Below are 20,658 nucleotides of genomic sequence, written 5' to 3' on the forward strand. Positions count from 1 at the left end.
CTCAACCCAACAGGAGTATTAACATGACCAGACCTTGGTTCCATGTGCCGCTTGGCGCGTTGGCCGTCACCGTGTCGCTTGCCGGTGCCGCCCTGGCCGCCGACAGTTTCATCGTGGTGCAATCCACCACCTCGACCGCGAATTCCGGCCTGCTGGATGCGATCCTGCCCGAGTTCACTGAACAGTCGGGGATCGAGGTGCGCGTGGTTGCCGTGGGCACGGGCCAGGCGATCAAGAACGCCACCAACGGCGATGGCGACGTGCTGCTGGTCCACGCCAAACCGGCGGAAGAAAAATTCGTTGCCGACGGCTGGGGCGTGCAGCGGTTTGACGTGATGTACAACGATTTCGTTCTGGTCGGGCCCAGCGCCGATCCGGCGGGCGTGAAAGGCGGCAGCGACATCGTGGCTGCGCTTCAGGCGGTCGCGAAGTCGGAATCCGTCTTTGCCTCGCGCGGGGATGACAGCGGCACCCACAAGGCCGAGCTGCGCCATTGGGGCAACGCCGATATCGACGTCAAGGCCGCGTCGGGCGGGTGGTATCGGGAAACCGGATCAGGCATGGGCGCGACGCTGAACGCCGCCGCCGGTATGGGCGCCTATGTGCTGAGTGACCGGGCGACATGGATTTCCTTCGGCAACAAGGACGGCATGGAAATCCTGGTGGAAGGCGACGACAAGCTGTTCAACCAGTACGGCGTGATCCTGGTGAACCCCGAAAAGCATCCCAGCGTGAAAGCGGTCGAGGGCCAGACCTTCATCAACTGGCTGATCGGTCCCGATGGTCAGGCGGCGATTGCCGACTTCAAACTCGACGGGCAGCAGCTGTTCTTTCCGAACGCCGAGTAATCCAGACAAGGCGCCGGTGGCAAATCAGCCGCTGGCGCCATTGAACTGCACCCGGCCCAGCCCGGTCAGGTCGTAGCCGCCGAATTCCTCGGCGCGGACGGCGCAGGCGGGGCTGGCAAGGAACTGCATCAGCGCGTGCAGCGGCGGGTCGAACCAGGCACGCCGCCACAGTGCCAGGTCAAACCGTTCCTGTATCAGCGGCACGAACCCCAGCCCGTAGATTCCGGCCAGCGCGCCAAGGCCGAACCCGGCTTCGGCCTTGCCCTGGCTCAGCGCCAGCGCCAGGTCTTCCTCGGTCCGGGCCCGGTCGGGCAGGGCGGTGATGTCGTGTCGGCTCAGCCCGGCCTGTGTCAGGCGGCTGTCGAATTCGCGCAGGCTGGCGGCGCTGTCCTGCCGCAGGATCACGCTGCGGCCCTTCAATGCGCCAAACCCGTCAATCCCCGACACCCCCGGCGCCAACAGCAACCCGCGCTGGCGCTGGAACAATTCGATCAGCACCACCGGCGCCTCGCCCATCGCGTCGCGGAGGGCGGCGACGTTCCAACCCTCGGCCTCGCGGATGTGCAGCCCTGCGGCCTGCGCCGAGCGATCAGCCAAGCGTTTCAGCCCGTCGAACGATCCGTCGTAAAAGCTCGCCAGCCCCGAGCCGCTTTCGCGCAAGGCCCAGTCCAGCAGCGGGTCATGGCTGCCCGCAAGGATCGGCGGCAGCGGCGGTTCCGCCACATCCGGCCCGCTGCGCGAGGCGGCGAGCCATGCGGCAATTTCAGCACGTGGAAACAGCAGCTTGCCCACCGCACGCACGCAGGGCACCTCTCCGCTGGCGGCCAGATCATAGACCTTGCGTTCGCCGATGCGCAGCAGATCGGCCAACTCGCGCGTTGTCAGATAGGCGCTCACCCGTCAGTCAAGCCGGACGTTCTCGCCGGTGCCGCGCTCGGCGGCGGAAAATCCGGCGTGGCCCAGCGCGAACCACGCGCCGGTCGAAACGATTGCGATGGCGGCAAGGGCGGCAACAAAGGCTTTCATCGGCTACTCCGGTGCAGTTGCGCGGCGCAGAAAGCCGATCAGATCGGCCCGATCCTGCGGGTTGGTGATACGCTGCATCGGCATCTTGGACCCGGGGATATAGTGGTCGGGCCCGATGTCAAACAGCTGGTCTATCGTATTGTCATTCCAGACGATATCCGATCCGTCAAGGATATCGGAATACGGATATCCCGCAAGGGCTCCGGCACGTCGCCCGAACAGTCCGGCCAGCGACGGGCCCGCACGGCGGCTGCCAGTGCCGCGCAGATCATGGCAAATCGAACATTTGCGCATGAACTGGCGTTCGCCGTTCTCCATCGTTTCAGGTGCGCGCAGGAAATCGCGGGGGGCACCCGACATGGGCACCTGATCGCCCAGATCGGCCAGCGGCCAGCCATAGACCCGGTTTTCCAGACCACCGGCCAGGATGTGGTGGCCATCCGTCGAAAACGCCAGCGCCCAGATCGGACCCGAGGCGGTGGCCCGGAAATCATGCGCCACGGTCCACGCCAGCGTGTCGATCACCATGATATAGCCGTGCCCATCCCCCACGGCCAGACGGCTGCCATCGGGCGACACGGCCAGCGCAAGGATCGGCCGCCGATCAGCGGTGAAATCGGCAATGGCAGCGCCGGTCTCGGGGTCAATCACACGGGTGGTGCCATCGGCCGCGCCATAGGCCAGCCATGCGCCCGCCGGATCCAGCACCAGCGCGTTGATCCCGAACCCGTCGCGCACCAGCCGCGCGGTTTCCTGCCCGGTCGCCACATCCCAGGCGCGAATGCTGCCGTCTGTCGAGGCCGACAGCAGCGCCCCGTCATCGCGCAGCACCAGCGCGTTCACCGGCCCCTGGTGCCCGGTCAGCCGCGACGGAGCGGATCCGTCCAGCGGCCAGAGGCCAATGGTGCCGTCCCAACTGGCTGATGCAATCGCCCCCGGCAGGGCGGCCAGCGCGACCACCTTGCCGTCATGGCGGCCCACCTCGGCCCCGTCGGGCCAGCGGCGCAGGGTGAAATCGTCGCCGCCGGAAAACAGTGCGCCACGGGCAAACAGCACGGCGTTCACAGCGGCGGCGTGGCCCTCGTACCAGTGCGGAACCTTATCCGACCACAGGCCCACCGAATTGTCGAAACTGGCGGTGGCGATGCGCCCGTCGGGTGCCACGGCGATCTGGCGGATCGGGCCGCCGTGGCCGTCGAGCGTAAAGAACTCTTGCGCGGCCACCGGAGAGGCCAGACACAGCGCCACCAAGCCCGCCAGCCAACGCCCCATACGCTATTCCGCCGGGGTGGCGCCCGGCGGTTGCGCCTTGGCGTCGGTGGCCTGTTTCTGCTTCACCTCGTCCAGCCAGAGGCTGTGGTGTTCGCGGGCCCATTGTTCCTCGACCTCGCCGCTGCCCATGGCGTCAAAGGCGCCCTCCATCCCCAGCGTCCCGATGTAGATATGCGCCAGGATCACGCCGATGAAGACGAAGGCGACGATGGCGTGCCACAGCTGGGCGTATTGCATTTCCTCATGCGGTGCCATGGTTTCGGGCAGGGGCGCATAGCCGAACAGCTGGGGCAGGCCCAGGTCGTTGATATGGGTGAAGGTGGCGGCGAACATCGGCATCTGGAACGGGAACAGCAGCGACAGGCCCGAGGCGCTGATCGACAGGCCCAGCACGACCACGGCCCAGAAGATCACCTTTTGCCCGGCGTTGAATTTCTTGGCGGGCGGGTGGCTGTGCTTGGTGAACAGCCCGCCGCCTTTGGCGATCCACTTCAGGTCGGTCTTGTCGGGCAGGTTGTGCCCGATCCAGGCGACGATCACGATGGCAAGCCCGATCATGAAGGCCCAGGCGACATTGTTGTGGACCCACTTCGACCCGATGGCGAGGCTCGAAAACACGTCATGTCCAAACGCGGGGATCAGGTAGGCGCGCCCGAACAGCGACAGAAGCCCGGTAAGACCCAGCAGGATGAAACTGACCGCCAGCAGCCAGTGACCAAAGCGTTCGATGGCCTTGAAGCGGGTGACGGTGCGGCCGGTCTTTGCGCCCTCGATCCGGATGCGGCCCCGGATCAGGTAGAACAGCGCCAGCAGCACGATCACGCCACCAAGGAAATACGCGCCGTATTCAAGCAGGGGACCACGCCGGAATCCCAGCCACCACATGCCGCCATCCTGAATTACCACATCGGCGGCGGGGCCGCGGGCACTGACCGTGGTGTTGGCACTGCCATAGCGCAGAGACCGGAACACCTCGGCGTCCGACGCACCGCCCAGAGTGCCCAACGGGCCAACCGGCGGCGCGGCGCGGGCCGGATCGCCGATCGCATCGCGTCGGAACTGGTCGTCGACCTTTTCACCGCGCTGACGGCGCAGGATGTCTTCCAGTGTCTGGGCGCCGCCTGTGGTGGGGCGTGCCTCGATCGCTGGGGTGGTTTCCTCGGGAGGGCGCACGGAACTTGCCCCCGGATCCACATGCAGCGGCACCTCGCGCACCGGGGTATCCTGCGCTGTGGCGGCAAAGCCGAACACCAGAAAAGTCAGACACAACAGAAGTTTGAGCGCGCGCATGAAAGCCTCGGATCAACTATGCGGCCAAAGGGCCAAGGGGAGACGCGCCCGGAAAATCGCAGGATCCTCCGGGCGCAGCCAGTCGTTCAGGTGTTGGTTCCAAAAGGGCGATCAGCCGCCCTTCTGGTCATAGGCTGTGCCCCAGCCCCATGCGCCCGAGCCAAAGCCGCGCGCCACAACGCGTTCGCGGTAGATGGCCGAAACCACATCGCCGTCGCCGGCAAGCAGCGCCTTGGTCGAACACATTTCGGCACAGATCGGCAGCTTGCCTTCGGCGATCCGGTTGCGCCCGTACTTGGCGAATTCGGCCGAGGAATGGTTCTCCTCGGGGCCGCCGGCGCAGAAGGTGCATTTGTCCATCTTCCCGCGCGAGCCGAAGTTGCCGGCCTGCGGGTACTGCGGCGCGCCGAACGGGCAGGCGTAGAAGCAGTAGCCGCACCCGATGCACAGGTCCTTGCTGTGCAGAACGACGCCTTCCTCGTTCTGGTAGAAGCAATCGACCGGGCAGACCGCCATGCAGGGCGCGTCCGAGCAATGCATGCAGGCGACCGAGATCGAGCGTTCGCCCGGATCGCCGTCATTGATCGTCACCACCCGGCGCCGGTTGATACCCCACGGCACCTCGTGTTCGTTCTTGCACGCCGTCACGCAGGCATTGCATTCGATGCAGCGTTCGGCATCGCAGAGGAATTTTGCTCTTGCCATCTGTCCGTCCTCCTTACGCTGCCCAGATCTTGCAGAGAGTGGCCTTCGTCTCCTGCATCTGGGTTACCGAGTCATAGCCATAGGTCTGCGCGGTGTTCGTCGCCTCGCCCAACACGTAAGGGTCGGCGCCCTTGGGGTATTTGCTGCGCCTGTCCTCGCCCTGGAAATGCCCGCCAAAGTGGAAGGGCATGAAGGCCACGCCGGAATTGACCCGGTTCGTCACCATCGCCATCACCCGCACCTTGCCGCCTTCGGGGCCTTCGACCCAGACCTGGCTGCCATCACGAATGCCAAGGTTGTTGGCGTCGCGCGGGTTGATTTCAACAAACATGTCCTGCTGCAATTCCGCCAGCCAGGGGTTCGACCGGGTTTCGTCGCCGCCGCCTTCATATTCGACAAGCCGCCCCGAGGTCAGGATGATCGGGTAATCCTCGGAAAAGTCCTTTTCCTGGATCGACTTGTACATCGTCGGCACGCGCCAGAACTTCTTGTCGTCGTAGGTCGGGTAATCCGCCACCAGATCGCGCCGGTTGGAATAGAGCGGTTCGCGGTGTTTCGGCACCGGATCGGGGAAGGTCCAGACCACGGCGCGCGCCTTGGCGTTACCGAAGGGGGCGCAGCCATGCTTGATCGCCACCCGCTGGATGCCGCCCGACAGGTCGGTTTTCCAGTTCACGCCGCCGATCTTTTCCTGCCAGTCCGAGGGGTACGGGCCCTGCTGATCCTGCTCGCCGACTTCCTCGCCTTCGCCGGTCCGGTTGCCTTCAAGGTCGCGATAGCCCGCGACATATTCGATCGAGCGGCGCTCGTCTTCGGTCAGGTCGCCGTCCCAGCCCAGGTCCTGCAACATCTGCATGGTGAACTCGGGATAGCCATCCTGGATCTCGGACCCGACGGAATAGACGCCCTCGGCCAGCAGGTTGTCGCCATCGTGCTCGACACCAAAGCGCGCACGGAAGGTCAGACCGCCTTCGGCTACCGGCAGCGACATATCGTACAGGTTCGCAGTGCCGGGGTGGTTCATCTCGGGCGTGCCCCAAGCGGGCCACGGCATCCCGTAGAAATCGCCATCGGCGGGGCCACCCACGGCGCGCAGCGTTGTGCGGTCGAAGGTGTGCTGGTTCTCCATATGCATCTTGATGCGCTCGGGGCTTTGCGCGGTATAACCCACCGTCCACATGCCGCGGTTGAATTCGCGGGTGATGTCCTCGACGTTGGGTTCGCCGTTTTCCACCGCGATATTGCGGAACAGCCGGTCCGAGAACCCGAACTTGTCGGCGAATTTCGCCATGATGGTGTGATCGGGCAGGGATTCGAACAGCGGTGCCACCACCTGTTCACGCCACTGCAGCGACCGGTTCGATGCGGTGACTGAACCGCGCGTCTCGAACTGGGTCGCCGCCGGCAGCAGGTACACCCCATCGGTGCGGTCCTGCATCACCGCCGACACCGTCGGATACGGATCCACCACGACCATCAGGTCCAGCTTTTCCATCGCGGTCTTCATCTCGGTCCCGCGGGTTTGCGAGTTGGGCGCGTGGCCCCACAGAACCATCGCGCGAACGCGATCTGGCTGGTCGATGTTGTCCTTGTCTTCCAGCACGCCATCGATCCAGCGGCTGACCGGAATGCCGGTGGCCTGCATGATGTCTTCGTCGTGGAAGCGGGTCTTGAGCCAGTCGAGGTCTTCCTGCCAGACGCGGGCCCAATGGGCCCAACTGCCCGCCGACAGCCCGTAGTAGCCGGGCAGCGTATCGGCCAGCACGCCCAGGTCGGTTGCGCCCTGCACGTTGTCATGGCCACGGAAGATGTTCGTGCCACCCCCGGCCACGCCCATGTTCCCCAGCGCAAGTTGCAGGATGCAATAGGCGCGGGTATTGTTGTTGCCATTGGTGTGCTGGGTGCCGCCCATGCACCAGATCACGGTGCCGGGGCGGTTGTTGGCCAGCTGTTGCGCCACGCGGCGCAGCTGCGAACCGGGTGCGCCGGTGACGCGTTCCACCTCTTCGGGGGTCCATTGGGCCACTTCCTCGCGGATCTGGTCCATGCCCCAGACGCGGGTGCGGATGAATTCCTTGTCCTCCCACCCGTTTTCAAAGATGTGCCACAGGATGCCCCAGACCAGCGCTACGTCAGACCCGGGCCGGAACCGCACGTATTCGTCGGCATGGGCGGCGGTGCGGGTAAAGCGCGGATCGCAGACGATCAGCGGCGCGTTGTTCTGCTCTTTCGCCTTCAGGATATGCAGCAGCGACACGGGATGCGCCTCGGCCGGGTTGCCGCCGATCAGGAAGATCGCCTTGGACTTGTGGATGTCGTTGTAGCTGTTGGTCATGGCGCCGTAGCCCCATGTGTTCGCCACGCCTGCAACAGTGGTCGAGTGGCAGATCCGTGCCTGGTGGTCGACGTTGTTGGTGCCCCAATAGGCGGCGAACTTGCGGAACAGATACGCCTGTTCGTTGGAATGCTTGGCGCTGCCCAGCCAGTAGACCGAATCCGGGCCGCTTTCCTCGCGGATCGCCATCATCTGGTCGCCGATCTCGTTGATGGCCTGGTCCCAGCTGACGCGGGTCCATTCGCCGCCGACCAGCTTCATCGGGTACTTCAGGCGACGCTCGCCATGGGCATGTTCACGCACCGAGGCCCCCTTGGCGCAATGCGCGCCCAGGTTGAACGGGCTGTCCCAGCCGGGTTCCTGCCCCGTCCAGACGCCGTTCTGCACCTCGGCCACCACGGTACAGCCGACCGAGCAGTGGGTGCAGACGGATTTGACGGTGTTTACAGCCTCGCGCGCGGCGCTTTGGGCGCTGGCCCGTGTGACCGTGCCGCCGGTGGCGCCGATCGCGGCCAGCCCGCCAATGGCTAGCCCCGAGCCGCGCAGAAAGGCGCGCCGGTCAACCGTTTTATGCGCGGCCTGCGCGATGATGCCGGTGCGCGCCGGCGTTCTGGAAACGCTGCTGGTCTTCTTTCTCAACATGGTCCGTATCCTCCCGTGCTGGCCGTCTTTAGCGGCTTGCTTGGTACTGTTGGTGCGTCGCGCGGCGGTCGCGCGGCCGTGTCAGAAGCGCGCCGAGTCCAGGTAGGCGCGGGTGTGATCGGTGTCCTGAATGCGGGTCTCGTTCACCGGTGGCTCGGCCGCTTCGGCCTGCGTGCCGCCCATCGCGGCTGCGGCCACGGCGGCGGGCGCGGCGGTGCCGGCCAGTTTCAGGAAATCTCGGCGGCTGCTGGCGCCTTTGGTCTTTTGCTCGCTCATCGCTGGCTCCTTCCCATATGTTGCTCGTCAGGCCGTGGTCAGCCTGAAACCTTCCTTTTCGATCCCCAGGAACACCCGTCCCACCTGGCCGACCCCGGCATAGAATACCGAGGACTCAGCGGCCTCGAGATCAGTCATGAAATGCGCGGCCCAAGGCCCGATGTGACGCGACCAGAACAACCGCTGGTCGGCCAAGTCGGCGGGCGTGCCGAACCGCCCCGTGATCATGCCGCCCATCATCTCTAGCAGCGAGGCGATGTTGTCCTCGGGCTCATAGGTGTTTTCCGCCCGGGTCATGGCGCGCGCGGCCATATCGCTGCGCAGCCGCGCCAATGGCTTTTCGTTCAGAAACCCGGTCAGGTAATAGCTGGCATAGGGCAGCAACTCGCCGCGGCCCAGCCCGATGAACAGCGCGTTGAATTCCCGTGCCGCCGCGGTTTCGCGGGTCACGCCTGCCACCTTGGCCAGCGATGCGATGGCGCGGCCCAGTTCGCTTTCGTCGCCCGTCAGGCAGGCCGTTTGCTGCAACAACTGCGCATCCGGGGGCGCGGCCAGCAGGCGGGCCAGAAAGTCATACAGATCGGCGCGCATCCGGTCTTCTTCGGGAATGGCGGTCTGAACGGCGGCGTTGCTCATGCCTGCGCCTCTTGCGGTTGCTTGAAGGTGAACGCCATGCGGCGCGGGCGCGGGGCGTGGTCTTCTATGTCTTCTACGTCCGGTTCCTCGACTGTTTCGGCAACGGCCGCGGGCTCTGCCTTGGTTTCCACAATCACGGGCGGCTCTTCACCAACCGTCTCTTCCGGCTCGGGCGTGTTTTCGGCCTGCGCGGCCAGCGCCTCGATATGCGCGCGCAGCCCTTTGCCGACCTGGTATGAGGTCTGGAGCATTCCTGTCGGCACGCTGCCGGTGGTGAAATCGCCGTCGTAATCGTTCAACCCATCAAGGTTCGCCAGCACCGGGTTCAGCCGCCACAGCCGCCGCAACGCCCGCCGGCGCAGGTGTTCGGGCACCGCGCGCGCCATGAAGGCGGCGACATCATCGCCCGAGATCAGCGTATCGGGATCGGGCAGATTGAACTCGGCCAGAATCTCTGCATCGCTTCGGGTATCCTCGGGCGGCGCAACAGCCTGCGCACGGGCCTCGGCCTCTGCTTCGGCTTGTACACCCGCGCGGCGGCGCGACCAGAAATCGCGTTCGGCCTTCATCGCGCACCCCGCTGCGGCACGCGGAACACATCGGCGTCCTGCCGGATACGCATATCGCCAATACCGTCCTGCTTCTGCTCGGGTGACCAATTGCGGCGGCGGCGCTTCACGAACACTTCTTCCTCGTGATGTTGATCGACAAAATCGCCGACCCAGGCAAGCAGCCCTTCGGGCATCGGTACCTTTTCGACCAGCTCTTCGCCGCTGTCGCAGTAATCCTGCGCCTCATAAACCGACGCGGTGACGGCAAAGGCGCGCAACGGCGCCGGGCCATCGGGTTCTTTGCGCAGAACGACGTAGATCGACGGCACCGCATCGGCAAGGTTCACGGCGTAAGCCTCTGTGTCGCTGGAATAAAGCGTCAGTGGCAAAGTGGCGGCATGATACTCGACACTCTCGCCGTCACGGCGCAGCTCGGCCCACTGTGCAGGCGCCGCGCCAGGTAGAATCGCGATGGCACGCCAGTACCAGCGCGCCCAGCGGGTCACGCCCGGAGTCCGGCGCAAAACAACGCCAAGGGGCAATTCGGCCCGATGTGCGCTTTTCTTCGTCATCGCTCCTCCCCGGTCGTCAGTTGTTTTGCGAAGCGTACCCGCGACTATGTGATACATTCGTGATTTCGCCAAGTGTTTTGACGAGGGATTGCACAGATTTCCGAACCAATTTCGCGTGTGCAGGTGTCGCCACGGCTTTACGGCGCCGGGGCGATGTGGCTAGGGTGGTGCGCCCAAGGGGATGGACAGGCAGGAGAGGCAATGCCCAAGTCGTTGATATTGTGCGATTGTGCCGGAACACAGCAGGTGGACCGTGCCGCTCTCGAATCCGCTTGTGGCGTGTCCTGCTCGCGCGTGTTCACAGCCTTGTGTGGTGACCAGATCGACCGGGCCGCCGAGGCCATGCAAAACGGCGACGTGGTGATCGCCTGCGGGCAGGAACAGGCGCGGTTTACCGCGCTGGCCGAGGATATTGGCGCCGAGGCGCCTGGCTTCGTTGACCTGCGCGACCGGGCCGGCTGGTCCGATCAGGGCGCGGATGCTGCGCCGAAAATGGCGGCCCTGGTGGCCGAGGCGTTGCTGCCCGTGCCATCGGTGCGCAGCCTTGATGTGCCTTCGCAAGGGGTCTGCCTGATCGTCGGCCCAGGAGAGGTTGCCTGTGCCCTCGCCGAGGAGGTTGCCGAGGCGCTGACCGTGACCGTTCTGATAACCGACGGGGCCACCGCGCCCCTGTCGCGCGGCTATGACGTGGTGCGCGGGCGTCTGAAACGTGTTCAAGGCGCGCTGGGTGGCTTTCGCGTGACCATCGACGCGCTGGAACAAATGGTGCCCGCTGGCCGTGGCGAATTTTCCTTTTCTTCTCCGCAAGATGGCGCGCAGTCCGAATGTGACATCCTGATCGACGTCGCGGGCGACGTGCCCTTTGTGCCCGCGCCGCAAAAACGCGAAGGCTATCTGCGTGCCGATCCGCGCGACCCGCTGGCGGTGATGCGTCTGGCAGTGCAGGCGGTGCAACTGGTCGGCACCTTTGAAAAGCCGCTGTACCTGCATGTCGAGGAACACCTTTGCGCCCATTCGCGCGCGGAACAGGTTGGATGCAGCAACTGCATCGACATTTGCCCGACGGGGGCGATTTCCCCGGCGGGCGATCATGTTTCTGTCGATCCGATGGTCTGCGCCGGATGCGGCGCCTGCGCGGCGCTGTGCCCGTCTACAGCGATCCGCTATGATGTGCCGGAATTCGATGTCGTTCTGAAACGAATCCAGACACTTGCGACGGTTTTCTCAACCTCTGGAGGAACCTCGGCGCATCTGCTGGTACATGATGATGCCGGGGCCGAGATGATCCGCATGGCGGCCCGTTTCGGGCGCGGCCTGCCTTCGCATGTGATCCCGTTCCACATCGGATCGGTTCAGGTCTTCGGCCACGCGGAGATGCTGGCCGCGCTCGCGCAAGGAATGGCGCGCGTTACCGTTCTGCGCGGCCCAAGGACCGAGGCGGACGCGCTGGATCGCGAAGTCGCGTTGGCCAATGCCATTGCCGGGCGCGAAGCCGCAAATATTCTGGTGACAGACGACCCAGATCAGATGAGCGATGCGCTGTATGGTTTTGACATAAAATCGGAAACCCGAACCCCTATCGTCACGCTGGGCAATCGCCGCCAAGTCACGCGCATGGCCGCGCGAGCGCTGAACCTGGGCCGTGAAACGCCCATCGACCTGCCGCAGGGTGCGCCTTATGGCGCGGTGCTGGTGGACACCGATGCCTGCACGCTCTGCCTCAGCTGCGTGTCACTGTGCCCCTCGGGCGCGCTGCTCGACAACCCCGACATGCCGCAGCTGCGGTTTCAGGAAGATGCCTGTCTGCAATGCGGCATCTGCGCGACGATCTGTCCCGAGCAGGCGATCACGCTGGAGCCCCGGCTGGACCCGCGCCCGCAGGCGCTGGAGCAAAAGGTGCTGCACGAGGAAGAGCCCTTTGCCTGCGTCGAATGCGGGGCGCTGTTCGGGGTGAAATCGACGATTGAAAAAATCACGGAAAAGCTGGCCGGGCTGCATCCGATGTTCGCCACCTCGGACAAGGCGCGGATGATCCAGATGTGCGACAACTGCCGGGTGAATGCGCAGTTTCACAGCGCCGACAACCCGTTTCAGGGCAGGCCGCGCCCGCGCGTGCGCACCACGGATGACTACCTGTCAAAACGCCGGGATCACTGAAGTTGCAGCGGAGCGCCCAGATCTGTGGCGGGCATGGCAGAGACGAAGGCCAGGATCGCTTCCATCTCGTCCCATGTCATTTCCACGGGCACGATGGGCGGGGGCCGGTCAATCGGGAACGGCTCGGTCACGTCGGCGATCTGGGTAAAGGCCATGTGCGGGGCAAGCACGAAGAACTGCTGAAAGCGCACGTCCCAGTCGGGCAGGCCGCGCAGCACGCCAAAAGACGGGGCCGAGCCAAGCCCGGCCATGCGGTTGCGCTGGTCGATCACATGACAACGCCCGCAATGGCGCAAGGACAGCGTGCCGCCGATGTCGCTGTCGCCGTCGAAGGTCACCGGTTCGGCCTCGACGGTGTCTTCCAATGGGGCGCTGAACGGTGGCGGGCTGTCGGGGGCAAAGGATTCGACGGTGCGCAACCCGATGTCGGACGTCAGCCAGTCGGCGAAGCGCCCCGCCGCGTCAGAGCCGTCGCCGCCGCGCAGGAAATACGCCTGATCGCCGCGCCGGAACACAGGCGTGCCGGGCGGCGCATCGGCAATGACCACCGCGCCATCTGCATCGGGGGTGACACGGACGCCGGTTTTCAGCGAAAACCGGGGCAGGATAAACCCCAGCAAACCGCTGTCCACCACTTCGGGCGGGGCGGCAAGGCCAAGCCGGTCTTGCGCTGCAACGGGGCTGGCGGTCAGCAGCAAGCTCAGGCACAACAGGGTCGGGCGAAAATCAAACCTCCGCATGGCGTGGATGATGCCCGGCACCGGGCCGCACGTCAAATGCGAGACTGAAGGAGAGCGAGGATGAGCGACGATTTCAACATGTCGATGCGCAAGTTTCTGAAGCAGGTTGGCGTGACAAGCCAGCAGGCCATTGAAGAAGGGCTGCGCAATGCCGATGCCGCAGCGGGCAAAAGCTTTGAGGCGCGCGTGGTGCTGACGATCCCCGAACTGGGGGTCGAGCACGAGGTGACCGGCACCATCAAGGCTGCGGACTGAGCGATGATTTCAAGGGATGACGTGCTGGCGGTGCTGAAGCAGATCACCGATCCGGTCAGCGGCAGCGATATCGTGGCCGCCGGATTGGTGCGGGCGCTGACGGTGGACAACGGCGATGTGCGGTTCGTGCTGGAAATCGACCCGGCCAAGGCCGAGGTGATGGGCCCGGTGCGCGCCGAAGCCGAACGGCGTGTCGCCGCGCTGGACGGGGCGGGCAAGGTGTCGGCCATGATGACGGCCCATAGCGCCAAAGCGCCGCCACCCGATCTGAAGCCGCGCCCGAAACCCTCGGAAACCGGGCCGCAGCGGGTGGCCGGTGTGGATCACATCATCGCCGTTGCCTCGGGTAAGGGGGGCGTTGGCAAATCCACCGTCTCGGCCAATTTGGCCGTGGCGCTGGCCGCCGAAGGGCGGCGGGTCGGGTTGCTGGATGCCGATGTCTATGGGCCGTCGCAGCCGCGGATGCTAGGCGTGTCGGGGCGTCCGGCCAGCCCGGATGGCAAAACGATCCTGCCGCTGCGCAACCACGGCGTGACGATGATGTCGATGGGTCTGATGACCAATGACGATCAGGCGGTGGTCTGGCGTGGCCCGATGCTGATGGGCGCGTTGCAGCAGATGATGAACCAGGTGCAATGGGGCGCGCTGGATGTGCTGATCGTCGATCTGCCGCCGGGCACGGGCGATGTCCAACTGACGCTGACGCAGAAATTCGCGCTGGACGGCGCGGTGATCGTGTCGACCCCGCAGGATGTGGCGTTGCTGGATGCGCGCAAGGGCATCGACATGTTCCGCCAGATGAAGACGCCGATCCTTGGCATGATCGAGAACATGAGCACGCATATCTGTTCGAACTGCGGACACGAGGAACATGTGTTCGGCCATGGTGGCGTCGCGGCCGAGGCGGCCAAGCTGGGCGTGCCTTTGTTGGCGGAAATCCCGCTGGATCTGTCGATCCGGCTGGCCTCGGACGGAGGCGCTCCGATCGTAGCAAGCCAGCCCGACAGCGCGCAGGCCGGGGCGTTCCGGCAGGTGGCGCGGGCGCTGGTGGAGGCGGGCGTCGCGTGACGCCGGCGCCGGTCTTTCCGCCGCTGCTGACCGGCTGTGCCGCGCCCGAGGGTGCCAATCCGGTCGAACTCGCCTGCGCTATGGCGCGGGCGGGGTGTGACGGCGGGACGATCGTGCATTCGGTGCAGGCCGACATGCTGCGCGCGGCGGTGGTCTTTGCGCCCGAGGTGCCGCTGGCGCGGGCGGTGGCGATGCTGCCGGTCTGCGGCGTCGGGTTGCAGAATGCGCTGGGGGCGCTGGCCCCGCCCGAGGTGGCGGTGCAATTCGGCTGGGACGGGGCGATCTTCGTGAACGGCGGGCGTTGTGGCGGGCTGAGCCTGCTGGCCTCGGGCGTCGACCCGACGGTGGTGCCCGACTGGCTGGTAGTGGGGCTGGCGCTGCCGCTGCTGGTGACGGGGCGGCCCGGTGACACCCCCGAGGCGACCGCGCTGTACGAGGAAGGCTGCGCCGAGGTGGGCGCGGTGGCCCTGCTTGAAGCCTGGGCGCGGCACGTACTGGTCTGGATCGAAACCTGGGAAAGCGAAGGCGCGCGCCCTGTGCGTGCCGAGTGGACGGGAATGCTGCTGGGCTTGGGCGAAACGGCCAGCGTGGCCGGAGAGACCGGCCGCGCCATCGGGCTGGACGAGGATTTCGGCCTGTTGCTGGAGACCGAAACCGGCACCCGCGCGGTGCCGCTGACCCGGTTGATCGGAGAGATGCAATGACGGATGGCCCCCTGAGTCTGGCCCGCGCGATCCATTTCGACGAAAGCGACCGGAACGTGTTCCACGCCCCGGCGCGCACCGGCGAGTGGTGCATGTCGGGCGGATTCGAGTTTTCGAATTGGGGCGAGGGCGATCTGACCGGCAAGGCGCGGCAGGCGTTCGCCAACGGCTGGCTGGGGCTGGAAACCTTTGGGCGGGTGACGTTTGTTGCGGTGACGCGGATCGAGCCGGGCGAATACGCGGTGCTGGAGCAGGCGCTGGCGCAACATTTCGTCGAGGTGTACGGCGCGCCCGATCTTGCGGCGGCGCTGACGGTGGCGCGGGACGAACTGGCGCAGATGGCCGAAATGTGCGCCGATCACGCGCCCAACACGCTGCTGACGGTTGCACGCGAACTGACGCCCGCGGGGGTGCACGAAAGCTATCGCACCATTGCGCCGCAGGATGCCGGGCTATATCAGCTTGCGGTGCATGTCACCCCCGACGAGTGACGGCTCCGGCGCTGTTCGGGCGATGCCCGAAGGCGCCCCGCCCGCCGTCCCCTGCACGCCTAGAACGAGGTTGCGTGGGTGGTGACAGCGGCCTGCACCTCGGCCAGGGTGGCATCAACGAGGGTGATCAGGTTGTCGGCGAGCGCGATGGTCACCTCATCGCCGTCCTGGGCGATGGCTATGTCGGAGGGATTGGCGGTATCGTACAGCCCGATTTCATCGCCGGCGTGGAAATCCGTGATCCTGTCGGAGCCGCTGGCGCCCGTGGTGCCAAACCCTTTGAACACGAAAGTATCATCCCCGGCGCCGCCAGACAGGCTGTCATCGCCCGCCCCGCCGCGCAGAATATCGCGCCCCACGCCGCCGCGCAGGGTATCCGCGCCCCGACCGCCCGTCAGCGTATCGTGCCCGCTTCCGCCGTCCAGCACGTCATCGCCGCTTCCACCAAGAAGCGCGTCATCGCCGTCGCCCCCCATCAGGGTATCGTGGCCCTTGCCGCCTGTCAGGGTGTCGCCATCCGCGTCACCGTACAGCATGTCATCGCCAAACCCGCCATCTAGGCTGTCTGATCCGTCGCCGCCCCTCAGCACGTCGTTTCCCTTGCCGCCCGTCAGAGAGTCGCTATCAGCCCCTCCGGACAGGGTATCGTCGCCCAACCCGCCGTCCAGCCTGTCCCTGCCGGTGCCGCCTTTCAGCCGGTCGCTACCTGCGCCACCGTCCAGCCTGTCATCGCCAGAGCCGCCTATGAGCCGGTCGTTTCCGCCGCGGCCGTACATCCGGTCAAAATCTGCGCGCCCGAACAGGTGGTCCCTTCCGGCGCCTCCGTCCAGGTAATCCCAGTAGGAGCCGCCATACAGACGATCGCGCCCGGCGCCCCCACGAAGATAGTTGTATCCTGTGCCACCGTAGAGGATGTCATTGCCATCGCCGCCGAAGAACCAATCGTCGCCGCCATTGCCATAGGCCGTATCGTCGCCCGGGCCGCCATCAAACCAATTGTGTCCCGCCGCGCCGATAAAGATGTCGTTGCCCTGATATCCATGAGCATCGCTTCTGGCGTTCGTCGCTCTGATCGTGTCGTCGCCGTTCAGAAGCGTCACAAGAGGATCGTTGCTGTAGCGCAGCACATCCCAGACAACGCCGTATTCGCGGTCCAACCCGGTGAGCGAGAGCAGGACCGTGCCTTCGTAGGAGTAGGTGACAGAGGTGACAATGCCTGCTGTCGCAAAGTCTGGCATGTGTGTGAAGGCGCCAGTGAACGTTATGTCGATTGGGAAGGCTGTCCATTCGCCCTCGACGGTTTGACCCGCCCGACCGATATAGAAGGCGCGGAATTCGACAACCGTATCCGTTGCACTGCTGCGTCCGCCAAACTCCAGCCCTAATGGAACGAAAAAGTATGGAAAATCCGGGATTGGGGTTTCGGCAAAAGTAAGATTGGCCATTCGGCACCTCGATCATGACGTTCTGTCACGGCGCGCGGGGGCGCCGGGCGTCACACTCGGGGTCATTCATTTAGATAGGGTGAACCGGGGCGAAGAACCCGCGCCTAAAGTTCGGAAAAGCCGCCGAACTGGCCGCGTTTGAACATCAGCCCCATGCCGGGGCGGTGCCAGAACCGCAGCACCTTGCCCAGCACGATGGAATGGTCGCCCGCCTGCTGGGTGCTGTAGCGGCGGCATTCGAACCGGGCGAGGCAATCGGCCAGCACCGGCTGGCCCGTGGCGCCTGTCTGCCAGTCGATCCCGTCGAAATCATCGCCCGAGCGCGCGAAATGCGAAGCGAGGTCGCGCTGTTCGGCGCCCATCACATGGATCACATAGTCGCGCGCCTGTGCCAGCGGATCGTGCCGGGCCGAGGCGCGCGCCGGGCACCACAGCACCAATGGCGGCTCGAGCGACACGGAGGCGAAGGAATTCGCCGTCATCGCCAGCGGCCCGTCCGGCGTGGTGGTGGAGACCACCGTGACGCCCGTGCCGTAACAGCCCAGCGCCTCGCGATAGGACGACCGGCTTTCGTGGCTTGGGACGTGAGAGGTGTAGGGGGTGTCAGTCATTCGGGTCTGGCCTGTGAAGCGGTGGCCGTGTTGCGGGCGCCTGTCCCTTCGGGTGCCACGTCGCGCGTGGATTGTCCAGCGGCAGGACGGGGCCGGCGCCTGGTGGAACCTTTCCCGCGCGATGACGTTGAACCGGGTACACGCGGCCGGGCCGCCCCGAAGCGGGGGACGATCCGGCACCACGGAAAGACATGAAAGGACGCGCAATGAAACTTGCAAAACTTCTGCCCGCACTGGGAGCTTCGGCCCTGCTGATGACCGGAACCGCAGCCATGGCCGACAACCACAACCACACCGAAGTCGGTTCGCTGTCGTGCGATGTGGCTGATGGCAGCGGCTTTGTCTTCGGGTCGTCCAAGGATCTGACTTGCACCTTCAACCCCGTTCAAGAGGGCGCCAAGGAAGAGGTCTACACCGGACATATTAACAAATGGGGTATCGACATCGGCAAGACCCAGAATGTCGAGATGAGCTGGCTGGTGCTGGCCCCCTCGGAAGACATCGGTGACGGCGCGCTGGAAGGCGAATACGGCGGTCTGTCCGCCGAAGCGACGCTGGGTGTGGGCATCGGCGCCAACGCCATGATCGGCGGCTCGGACGACACCATCGCCCTGCAGCCGATCAGCGTAAGCAAGTCGAACGGCGTGAACTTTGCCGTCGGCATCGGCGAGATCGTGCTGGAAAAAGCCGGCAGCTAAGGGCTGTCGCGCCGAGTTACGGAAAAACGCGCCCCTTTGGGCGCGTTTTTTTTGTCGGCCGGTCGTGTTGGACGCCAGAACGCGCCCCTCTGGGCGCGCCCTGTTTTCCGATCACGCCTTCGCGCGGTTTTCGATCAGGTCGTCCACGACGGACGGATCCGCCAAGGTTGATGTATCGCCCAAGGCGCCGAAATCGTTCTCGGCGATCTTGCGCAGGATGCGGCGCATGATCTTGCCGGATCGGGTCTTGGGCAGGCCGGGGGCCCATTGGATTACGTCGGGGCTGGCAATGGGGCCGATTTCCGAGCGGACCCAGTTGCGCAGCTCGGTGCGCAATTCGTCCGACGGTTCCTGCCCGTTCATCAAGGTGACATAGCAATAGATGCCCTGGCCCTTGATGTCGTGGGGGAAGCCGACCACGGCGGCCTCGGCGACCTTTTCATGGGCGACCAGCGCGCTTTCGACCTCGGCGGTGCCCATGCGGTGGCCCGAGACGTTGATCACGTCATCGACGCGGCCGGTGATCCAGTAATCGCCATCCGCGTCGCGGCGGCAGCCATCGCCCGAGAAGTAGTAGCCCTTGTAATCGGCGAAATAGGTCTTTTCGAACCGGGCATGATCGCCCCAGACGGTGCGCATCTGGCCGGGCCAGCTGTCGGCGATGACCAGAACGCCTTCTACGCCATTGCCTTCGACCACCGCGCCGCTGGCCGGATCCAGCACCAGCGGCTTGACGCCGAAGAACGGTTTCTGCGCCGCGCCGGGCTTGGTGGCATGGGCGCCGGGCAGGGGGGTCATCATGTGACCGCCGGTTTCCGTCTGCCACCAGGTGTCGACGATGGGGCATTTGCCCTTGCCCACGACCTCGTTGTACCAGTTCCAGGCCTCGGGGTTGATCGGCTCGCCCACCGTGCCCAGCAGGCGCAGCGACGACAGGTCGGACCCTTCGACAAAGCTGTTGCCTTGGCCCATCAGCGCGCGGATGGCGGTGGGGGCGGTGTAGAACTGGTTCACCTTGTGCTTTTCGCAGACCTGCCAGAAGCGGCTGGCGTCGGGGTAGGTGGGAACGCCCTCGAACATCAGCGTGGTCGCGCCATTGGCAAGGGGCCCGTAGACGATATAGCTGTGCCCGGTGACCCAGCCCACATCGGCCGAACACCAAAAGATGTCGCCGTCGTGGTAGTCAAAGGTGATCTGCTGCGTCATCGCGGCATAGACCAGGTAGCCGCCGCTGGTGTGCACGACGCCCTTGGGCTGCCCGGTGGAGCCTGAGGTGTAGAGGATGAACAGCGGATCCTCGGCGTTCATCTCTTCCGGCGGGCAGTCGTCGCTGACGGTTTCGGCGGCCTCGTGATACCAGACATCCAGATCGCCGCGCCAGGCGACCTGCTGGCCGGTGCGGCGCACCACAAGGCAGGTCACATCGTCGAAATCGTTCAGCAGGGCCTTGTTCACGTTGTCCTTGAGGTTGGTCACCCGGCCGCCGCGCGGCGCGCCATCGGCGGTGATGACGACCTTGGCGTCGCAGCCGTTCACCCGCGCGCCCAAGGCATCAGGGGAAAACCCGGCAAAGACCACGGAATGAATTGCGCCGATCCGCGCGCAGGCCAGCATGGCATAGGCGGCCTCGGGGATCATCGGCAGGTAGATCACCACCCGGTCGCCCCGGCCCACGCCCAGCGATTTCAGCACGTTGGCCATGCGGCAGACGTTCGAATGCAGTTGGCGATAGGTGATGTGCAGGGCCTCGTCTTTCGGGTCATCCGGTTCCCAGATGATCGCCGTCTGATCGCCGCGCGTGGCCAGATGCCGGTCGATGCAGTTGGCCGCGACGTTCAGCGTGCCATCGGCGAACCAGTTGATATGCACGTTGCCCAGCGTGAAATCGACATCGCGCACCTGGGTGAACGGCTTGATCCAGTCGACGCGCTGCGCCTGCTCGCGCCAGAACCCATCCGGATCGGCGATCGAGGCGGCATACATGCTGTCGTACTTGGCGGCGTCCACATGCGCCTTGGCGATCACGTCATCCGACGGTGCGTGCGCGGCCATGCTGGTGAGCTGGTCGGTCATCTGAGGCTCCTCCCTCTGACTTCTGGTCTGTCTGTCATTGGGCGTGGCGAACGCAACGTCAACACCCTGTGTCTTCCCCGGGCGACTATTATCCACGAAAGAAAATTTGTGAACAAGGCGCTGTGGCAAAAGAAAATAATTGTAAAGGATCTTTCGCTGCAATGCGAAAATCTGTTAACAGATCTGACGATTGACCGGGCAAATCCATGAAATGGCTTGCTTATCCGGTAAAACGCAATCGTTAACGCATTTCGCCCCGCAAA

21 protein-coding genes are annotated in these 20,658 nt (G+C 65.0%); 7 read left to right on the top strand and 14 right to left on the bottom strand.

Annotated features, from left to right (window positions below; translation table 11 throughout):
* Positions 1 to 23 precede the first annotated feature (23 nt).
* The gene (locus tag FGK64_RS11365; RefSeq protein ID WP_138863897.1) at positions 24 to 848 is read left to right on the top strand and encodes an ABC transporter substrate-binding protein; all 825 of its coding nucleotides are present in this window, start codon (positions 24 to 26) and stop codon (positions 846 to 848) included.
* Between the two features lie 24 nt (positions 849 to 872).
* Here the strand turns inward: FGK64_RS11365 and FGK64_RS11370 are convergent, their stop codons facing one another.
* From FGK64_RS11370 to FGK64_RS11410, 10 genes are all read right to left on the bottom strand, one after another.
* Positions 873 to 1,745: a helix-turn-helix transcriptional regulator gene (locus FGK64_RS11370; RefSeq protein ID WP_138863898.1), complete on the bottom strand. Its 873-nt coding sequence runs from the start codon at positions 1,743 to 1,745 to the stop codon at positions 873 to 875.
* Between the two features lie 3 nt (positions 1,746 to 1,748).
* Complete coding sequence (locus FGK64_RS22730; protein WP_281280405.1) at positions 1,749 to 1,874, bottom strand: hypothetical protein; 126 nt, start codon at positions 1,872 to 1,874, stop codon at positions 1,749 to 1,751.
* Between the two features lie 3 nt (positions 1,875 to 1,877).
* Positions 1,878 to 3,146, bottom strand: a complete 1,269-nt coding sequence (locus FGK64_RS11375; protein WP_138863899.1) for a c-type cytochrome — start codon at positions 3,144 to 3,146, stop codon at positions 1,878 to 1,880.
* Between the two features lie 3 nt (positions 3,147 to 3,149).
* Complete coding sequence (locus FGK64_RS11380) at positions 3,150 to 4,436, bottom strand: formate dehydrogenase subunit gamma (RefSeq protein ID WP_138863900.1); 1,287 nt, start codon at positions 4,434 to 4,436, stop codon at positions 3,150 to 3,152.
* Between the two features lie 111 nt (positions 4,437 to 4,547).
* Positions 4,548 to 5,141 carry a formate dehydrogenase FDH3 subunit beta gene (gene fdh3B, locus FGK64_RS11385; RefSeq protein WP_138863901.1) on the bottom strand — a complete coding sequence of 198 codons (594 nt, stop codon included), beginning with the start codon at positions 5,139 to 5,141 and terminating at the stop codon, positions 4,548 to 4,550.
* Between the two features lie 13 nt (positions 5,142 to 5,154).
* Positions 5,155 to 8,118 (bottom strand): formate dehydrogenase subunit alpha, encoded by a 2,964-nt coding sequence (locus FGK64_RS11390; RefSeq protein WP_138863902.1) that lies wholly within the window; start codon positions 8,116 to 8,118, stop codon positions 5,155 to 5,157.
* An 81-nt stretch (positions 8,119 to 8,199) separates the two neighbouring features.
* Positions 8,200 to 8,394, bottom strand: a complete 195-nt coding sequence (locus tag FGK64_RS11395; RefSeq protein ID WP_138863903.1) for a ubiquinol-cytochrome c reductase iron-sulfur subunit N-terminal domain-containing protein — start codon at positions 8,392 to 8,394, stop codon at positions 8,200 to 8,202.
* Between the two features lie 27 nt (positions 8,395 to 8,421).
* A complete protein-coding gene (locus FGK64_RS11400) occupies positions 8,422 to 9,030 on the bottom strand; it encodes a TorD/DmsD family molecular chaperone (RefSeq protein WP_138863904.1) in 609 nt (202 codons plus the stop codon).
* Positions 9,027 to 9,599, bottom strand: a complete 573-nt coding sequence (locus FGK64_RS11405; RefSeq protein ID WP_138863905.1) for a DUF3306 domain-containing protein — start codon at positions 9,597 to 9,599, stop codon at positions 9,027 to 9,029. Before FGK64_RS11405 ends, FGK64_RS11400 begins: the two co-directional genes overlap by 4 nt.
* Positions 9,596 to 10,153, bottom strand: coding sequence for a DUF3305 domain-containing protein (locus FGK64_RS11410; protein ID WP_138863906.1), 558 nt, complete (start codon positions 10,151 to 10,153; stop codon positions 9,596 to 9,598). The genes FGK64_RS11405 and FGK64_RS11410 overlap by 4 nt, the downstream gene beginning before the upstream one ends.
* Positions 10,154 to 10,354: 201 nt before the next feature.
* Between FGK64_RS11410 and FGK64_RS11415 the strand changes: the two genes are divergently transcribed.
* Complete coding sequence (locus FGK64_RS11415; RefSeq protein WP_138863907.1) at positions 10,355 to 12,310, top strand: 4Fe-4S binding protein; 1,956 nt, start codon at positions 10,355 to 10,357, stop codon at positions 12,308 to 12,310.
* Here FGK64_RS11415 and FGK64_RS11420 read toward each other — a convergent pair.
* A complete protein-coding gene (locus tag FGK64_RS11420) occupies positions 12,304 to 13,050 on the bottom strand; it encodes a cytochrome c family protein (protein WP_138863908.1) in 747 nt (248 codons plus the stop codon). The two genes, FGK64_RS11415 and FGK64_RS11420, sit on opposite strands and share 7 nt — an antisense overlap.
* 60 nt (positions 13,051 to 13,110) lie before the next feature.
* Between FGK64_RS11420 and FGK64_RS11425 the strand changes: the two genes are divergently transcribed.
* Genes FGK64_RS11425 through FGK64_RS11440 form a run of 4 tightly spaced genes read left to right on the top strand, consistent with a single transcriptional unit; the run spans position 13,111 to position 15,568 of the window.
* Positions 13,111 to 13,305, top strand: coding sequence for a DUF6494 family protein (locus tag FGK64_RS11425; protein WP_138863909.1), 195 nt, complete (start codon positions 13,111 to 13,113; stop codon positions 13,303 to 13,305).
* A gap of 3 nt (positions 13,306 to 13,308) precedes the next feature.
* A complete protein-coding gene (locus FGK64_RS11430; RefSeq protein WP_138863910.1) occupies positions 13,309 to 14,373 on the top strand; it encodes an Mrp/NBP35 family ATP-binding protein in 1,065 nt (354 codons plus the stop codon).
* On the top strand, positions 14,370 to 15,077 hold the full coding sequence (locus FGK64_RS11435) for a biotin/lipoate--protein ligase family protein (RefSeq protein WP_138863911.1): 708 nt from the start codon (positions 14,370 to 14,372) through the stop codon (positions 15,075 to 15,077). Before FGK64_RS11430 ends, FGK64_RS11435 begins: the two co-directional genes overlap by 4 nt.
* Entirely contained in the window at positions 15,074 to 15,568 is a 495-nt protein-coding gene (locus tag FGK64_RS11440; protein ID WP_138863912.1) for a DUF6505 family protein, read from the top strand. Before FGK64_RS11435 ends, FGK64_RS11440 begins: the two co-directional genes overlap by 4 nt.
* Before the next feature lie 59 nt (positions 15,569 to 15,627).
* Here FGK64_RS11440 and FGK64_RS22735 read toward each other — a convergent pair whose 3' ends face one another.
* Both FGK64_RS22735 and FGK64_RS11450 read right to left on the bottom strand, forming a co-directional pair.
* A complete protein-coding gene (locus FGK64_RS22735; protein WP_138863913.1) occupies positions 15,628 to 17,013 on the bottom strand; it encodes a calcium-binding protein in 1,386 nt (461 codons plus the stop codon).
* A 104-nt stretch (positions 17,014 to 17,117) separates the two neighbouring features.
* Positions 17,118 to 17,624, bottom strand: coding sequence for a flavin reductase family protein (locus tag FGK64_RS11450; RefSeq protein ID WP_138863914.1), 507 nt, complete (start codon positions 17,622 to 17,624; stop codon positions 17,118 to 17,120).
* A 206-nt stretch (positions 17,625 to 17,830) separates the two neighbouring features.
* On the opposite strand from FGK64_RS11450, the gene FGK64_RS11455 reads away from it, so the two are divergent.
* Complete coding sequence (locus tag FGK64_RS11455; RefSeq protein ID WP_138863915.1) at positions 17,831 to 18,322, top strand: DUF992 domain-containing protein; 492 nt, start codon at positions 17,831 to 17,833, stop codon at positions 18,320 to 18,322.
* A gap of 111 nt (positions 18,323 to 18,433) precedes the next feature.
* Here FGK64_RS11455 and acs read toward each other — a convergent pair whose 3' ends face one another.
* On the bottom strand, positions 18,434 to 20,395 hold the full coding sequence (gene acs / locus FGK64_RS11460; protein WP_138863916.1) for an acetate--CoA ligase: 1,962 nt from the start codon (positions 20,393 to 20,395) through the stop codon (positions 18,434 to 18,436).
* Positions 20,396 to 20,658: the final 263 nt, after the last annotated feature.

The sequence above is a fragment of the Arenibacterium halophilum genome (genome assembly GCF_005938225.1).
In the GTDB taxonomy this organism is placed as follows: Bacteria; Pseudomonadota; Alphaproteobacteria; order Rhodobacterales; family Rhodobacteraceae; genus Arenibacterium; species Arenibacterium halophilum.

What these genes read in the sequence shown, in the direction of transcription:
- FGK64_RS11365 (WP_138863897.1), top strand. Translation starts at nt 24, where the DNA reads ATGACCAGACCTTGGTTCCATGTGCCGCTTGGCGCGTTGGCCGTCACC.
- FGK64_RS22730 (WP_281280405.1), bottom strand. Translation starts at nt 1,874, where the DNA reads ATGAAAGCCTTTGTTGCCGCCCTTGCCGCCATCGCAATCGTTTCGACC.
- FGK64_RS11375 (WP_138863899.1), bottom strand. Translation starts at nt 3,146, where the DNA reads ATGGGGCGTTGGCTGGCGGGCTTGGTGGCGCTGTGTCTGGCCTCTCCG.
- FGK64_RS11380 (WP_138863900.1), bottom strand. Translation starts at nt 4,436, where the DNA reads ATGCGCGCGCTCAAACTTCTGTTGTGTCTGACTTTTCTGGTGTTCGGC.
- fdh3B (WP_138863901.1), bottom strand. Translation starts at nt 5,141, where the DNA reads ATGGCAAGAGCAAAATTCCTCTGCGATGCCGAACGCTGCATCGAATGC.
- FGK64_RS11390 (WP_138863902.1), bottom strand. Translation starts at nt 8,118, where the DNA reads ATGTTGAGAAAGAAGACCAGCAGCGTTTCCAGAACGCCGGCGCGCACC.
- FGK64_RS11395 (WP_138863903.1), bottom strand. Translation starts at nt 8,394, where the DNA reads ATGAGCGAGCAAAAGACCAAAGGCGCCAGCAGCCGCCGAGATTTCCTG.
- FGK64_RS11400 (WP_138863904.1), bottom strand. Translation starts at nt 9,030, where the DNA reads ATGAGCAACGCCGCCGTTCAGACCGCCATTCCCGAAGAAGACCGGATG.
- FGK64_RS11405 (WP_138863905.1), bottom strand. Translation starts at nt 9,599, where the DNA reads ATGAAGGCCGAACGCGATTTCTGGTCGCGCCGCCGCGCGGGTGTACAA.
- FGK64_RS11410 (WP_138863906.1), bottom strand. Translation starts at nt 10,153, where the DNA reads ATGACGAAGAAAAGCGCACATCGGGCCGAATTGCCCCTTGGCGTTGTT.
- FGK64_RS11415 (WP_138863907.1), top strand. Translation starts at nt 10,355, where the DNA reads ATGCCCAAGTCGTTGATATTGTGCGATTGTGCCGGAACACAGCAGGTG.
- FGK64_RS11420 (WP_138863908.1), bottom strand. Translation starts at nt 13,050, where the DNA reads ATGCGGAGGTTTGATTTTCGCCCGACCCTGTTGTGCCTGAGCTTGCTG.
- FGK64_RS11425 (WP_138863909.1), top strand. Translation starts at nt 13,111, where the DNA reads ATGAGCGACGATTTCAACATGTCGATGCGCAAGTTTCTGAAGCAGGTT.
- FGK64_RS11430 (WP_138863910.1), top strand. Translation starts at nt 13,309, where the DNA reads ATGATTTCAAGGGATGACGTGCTGGCGGTGCTGAAGCAGATCACCGAT.
- FGK64_RS11440 (WP_138863912.1), top strand. Translation starts at nt 15,074, where the DNA reads ATGACGGATGGCCCCCTGAGTCTGGCCCGCGCGATCCATTTCGACGAA.
- FGK64_RS22735 (WP_138863913.1), bottom strand. Translation starts at nt 17,013, where the DNA reads ATGGCCAATCTTACTTTTGCCGAAACCCCAATCCCGGATTTTCCATAC.
- FGK64_RS11450 (WP_138863914.1), bottom strand. Translation starts at nt 17,624, where the DNA reads ATGACTGACACCCCCTACACCTCTCACGTCCCAAGCCACGAAAGCCGG.
- FGK64_RS11455 (WP_138863915.1), top strand. Translation starts at nt 17,831, where the DNA reads ATGAAACTTGCAAAACTTCTGCCCGCACTGGGAGCTTCGGCCCTGCTG.
- acs (WP_138863916.1), bottom strand. Translation starts at nt 20,395, where the DNA reads ATGACCGACCAGCTCACCAGCATGGCCGCGCACGCACCGTCGGATGAC.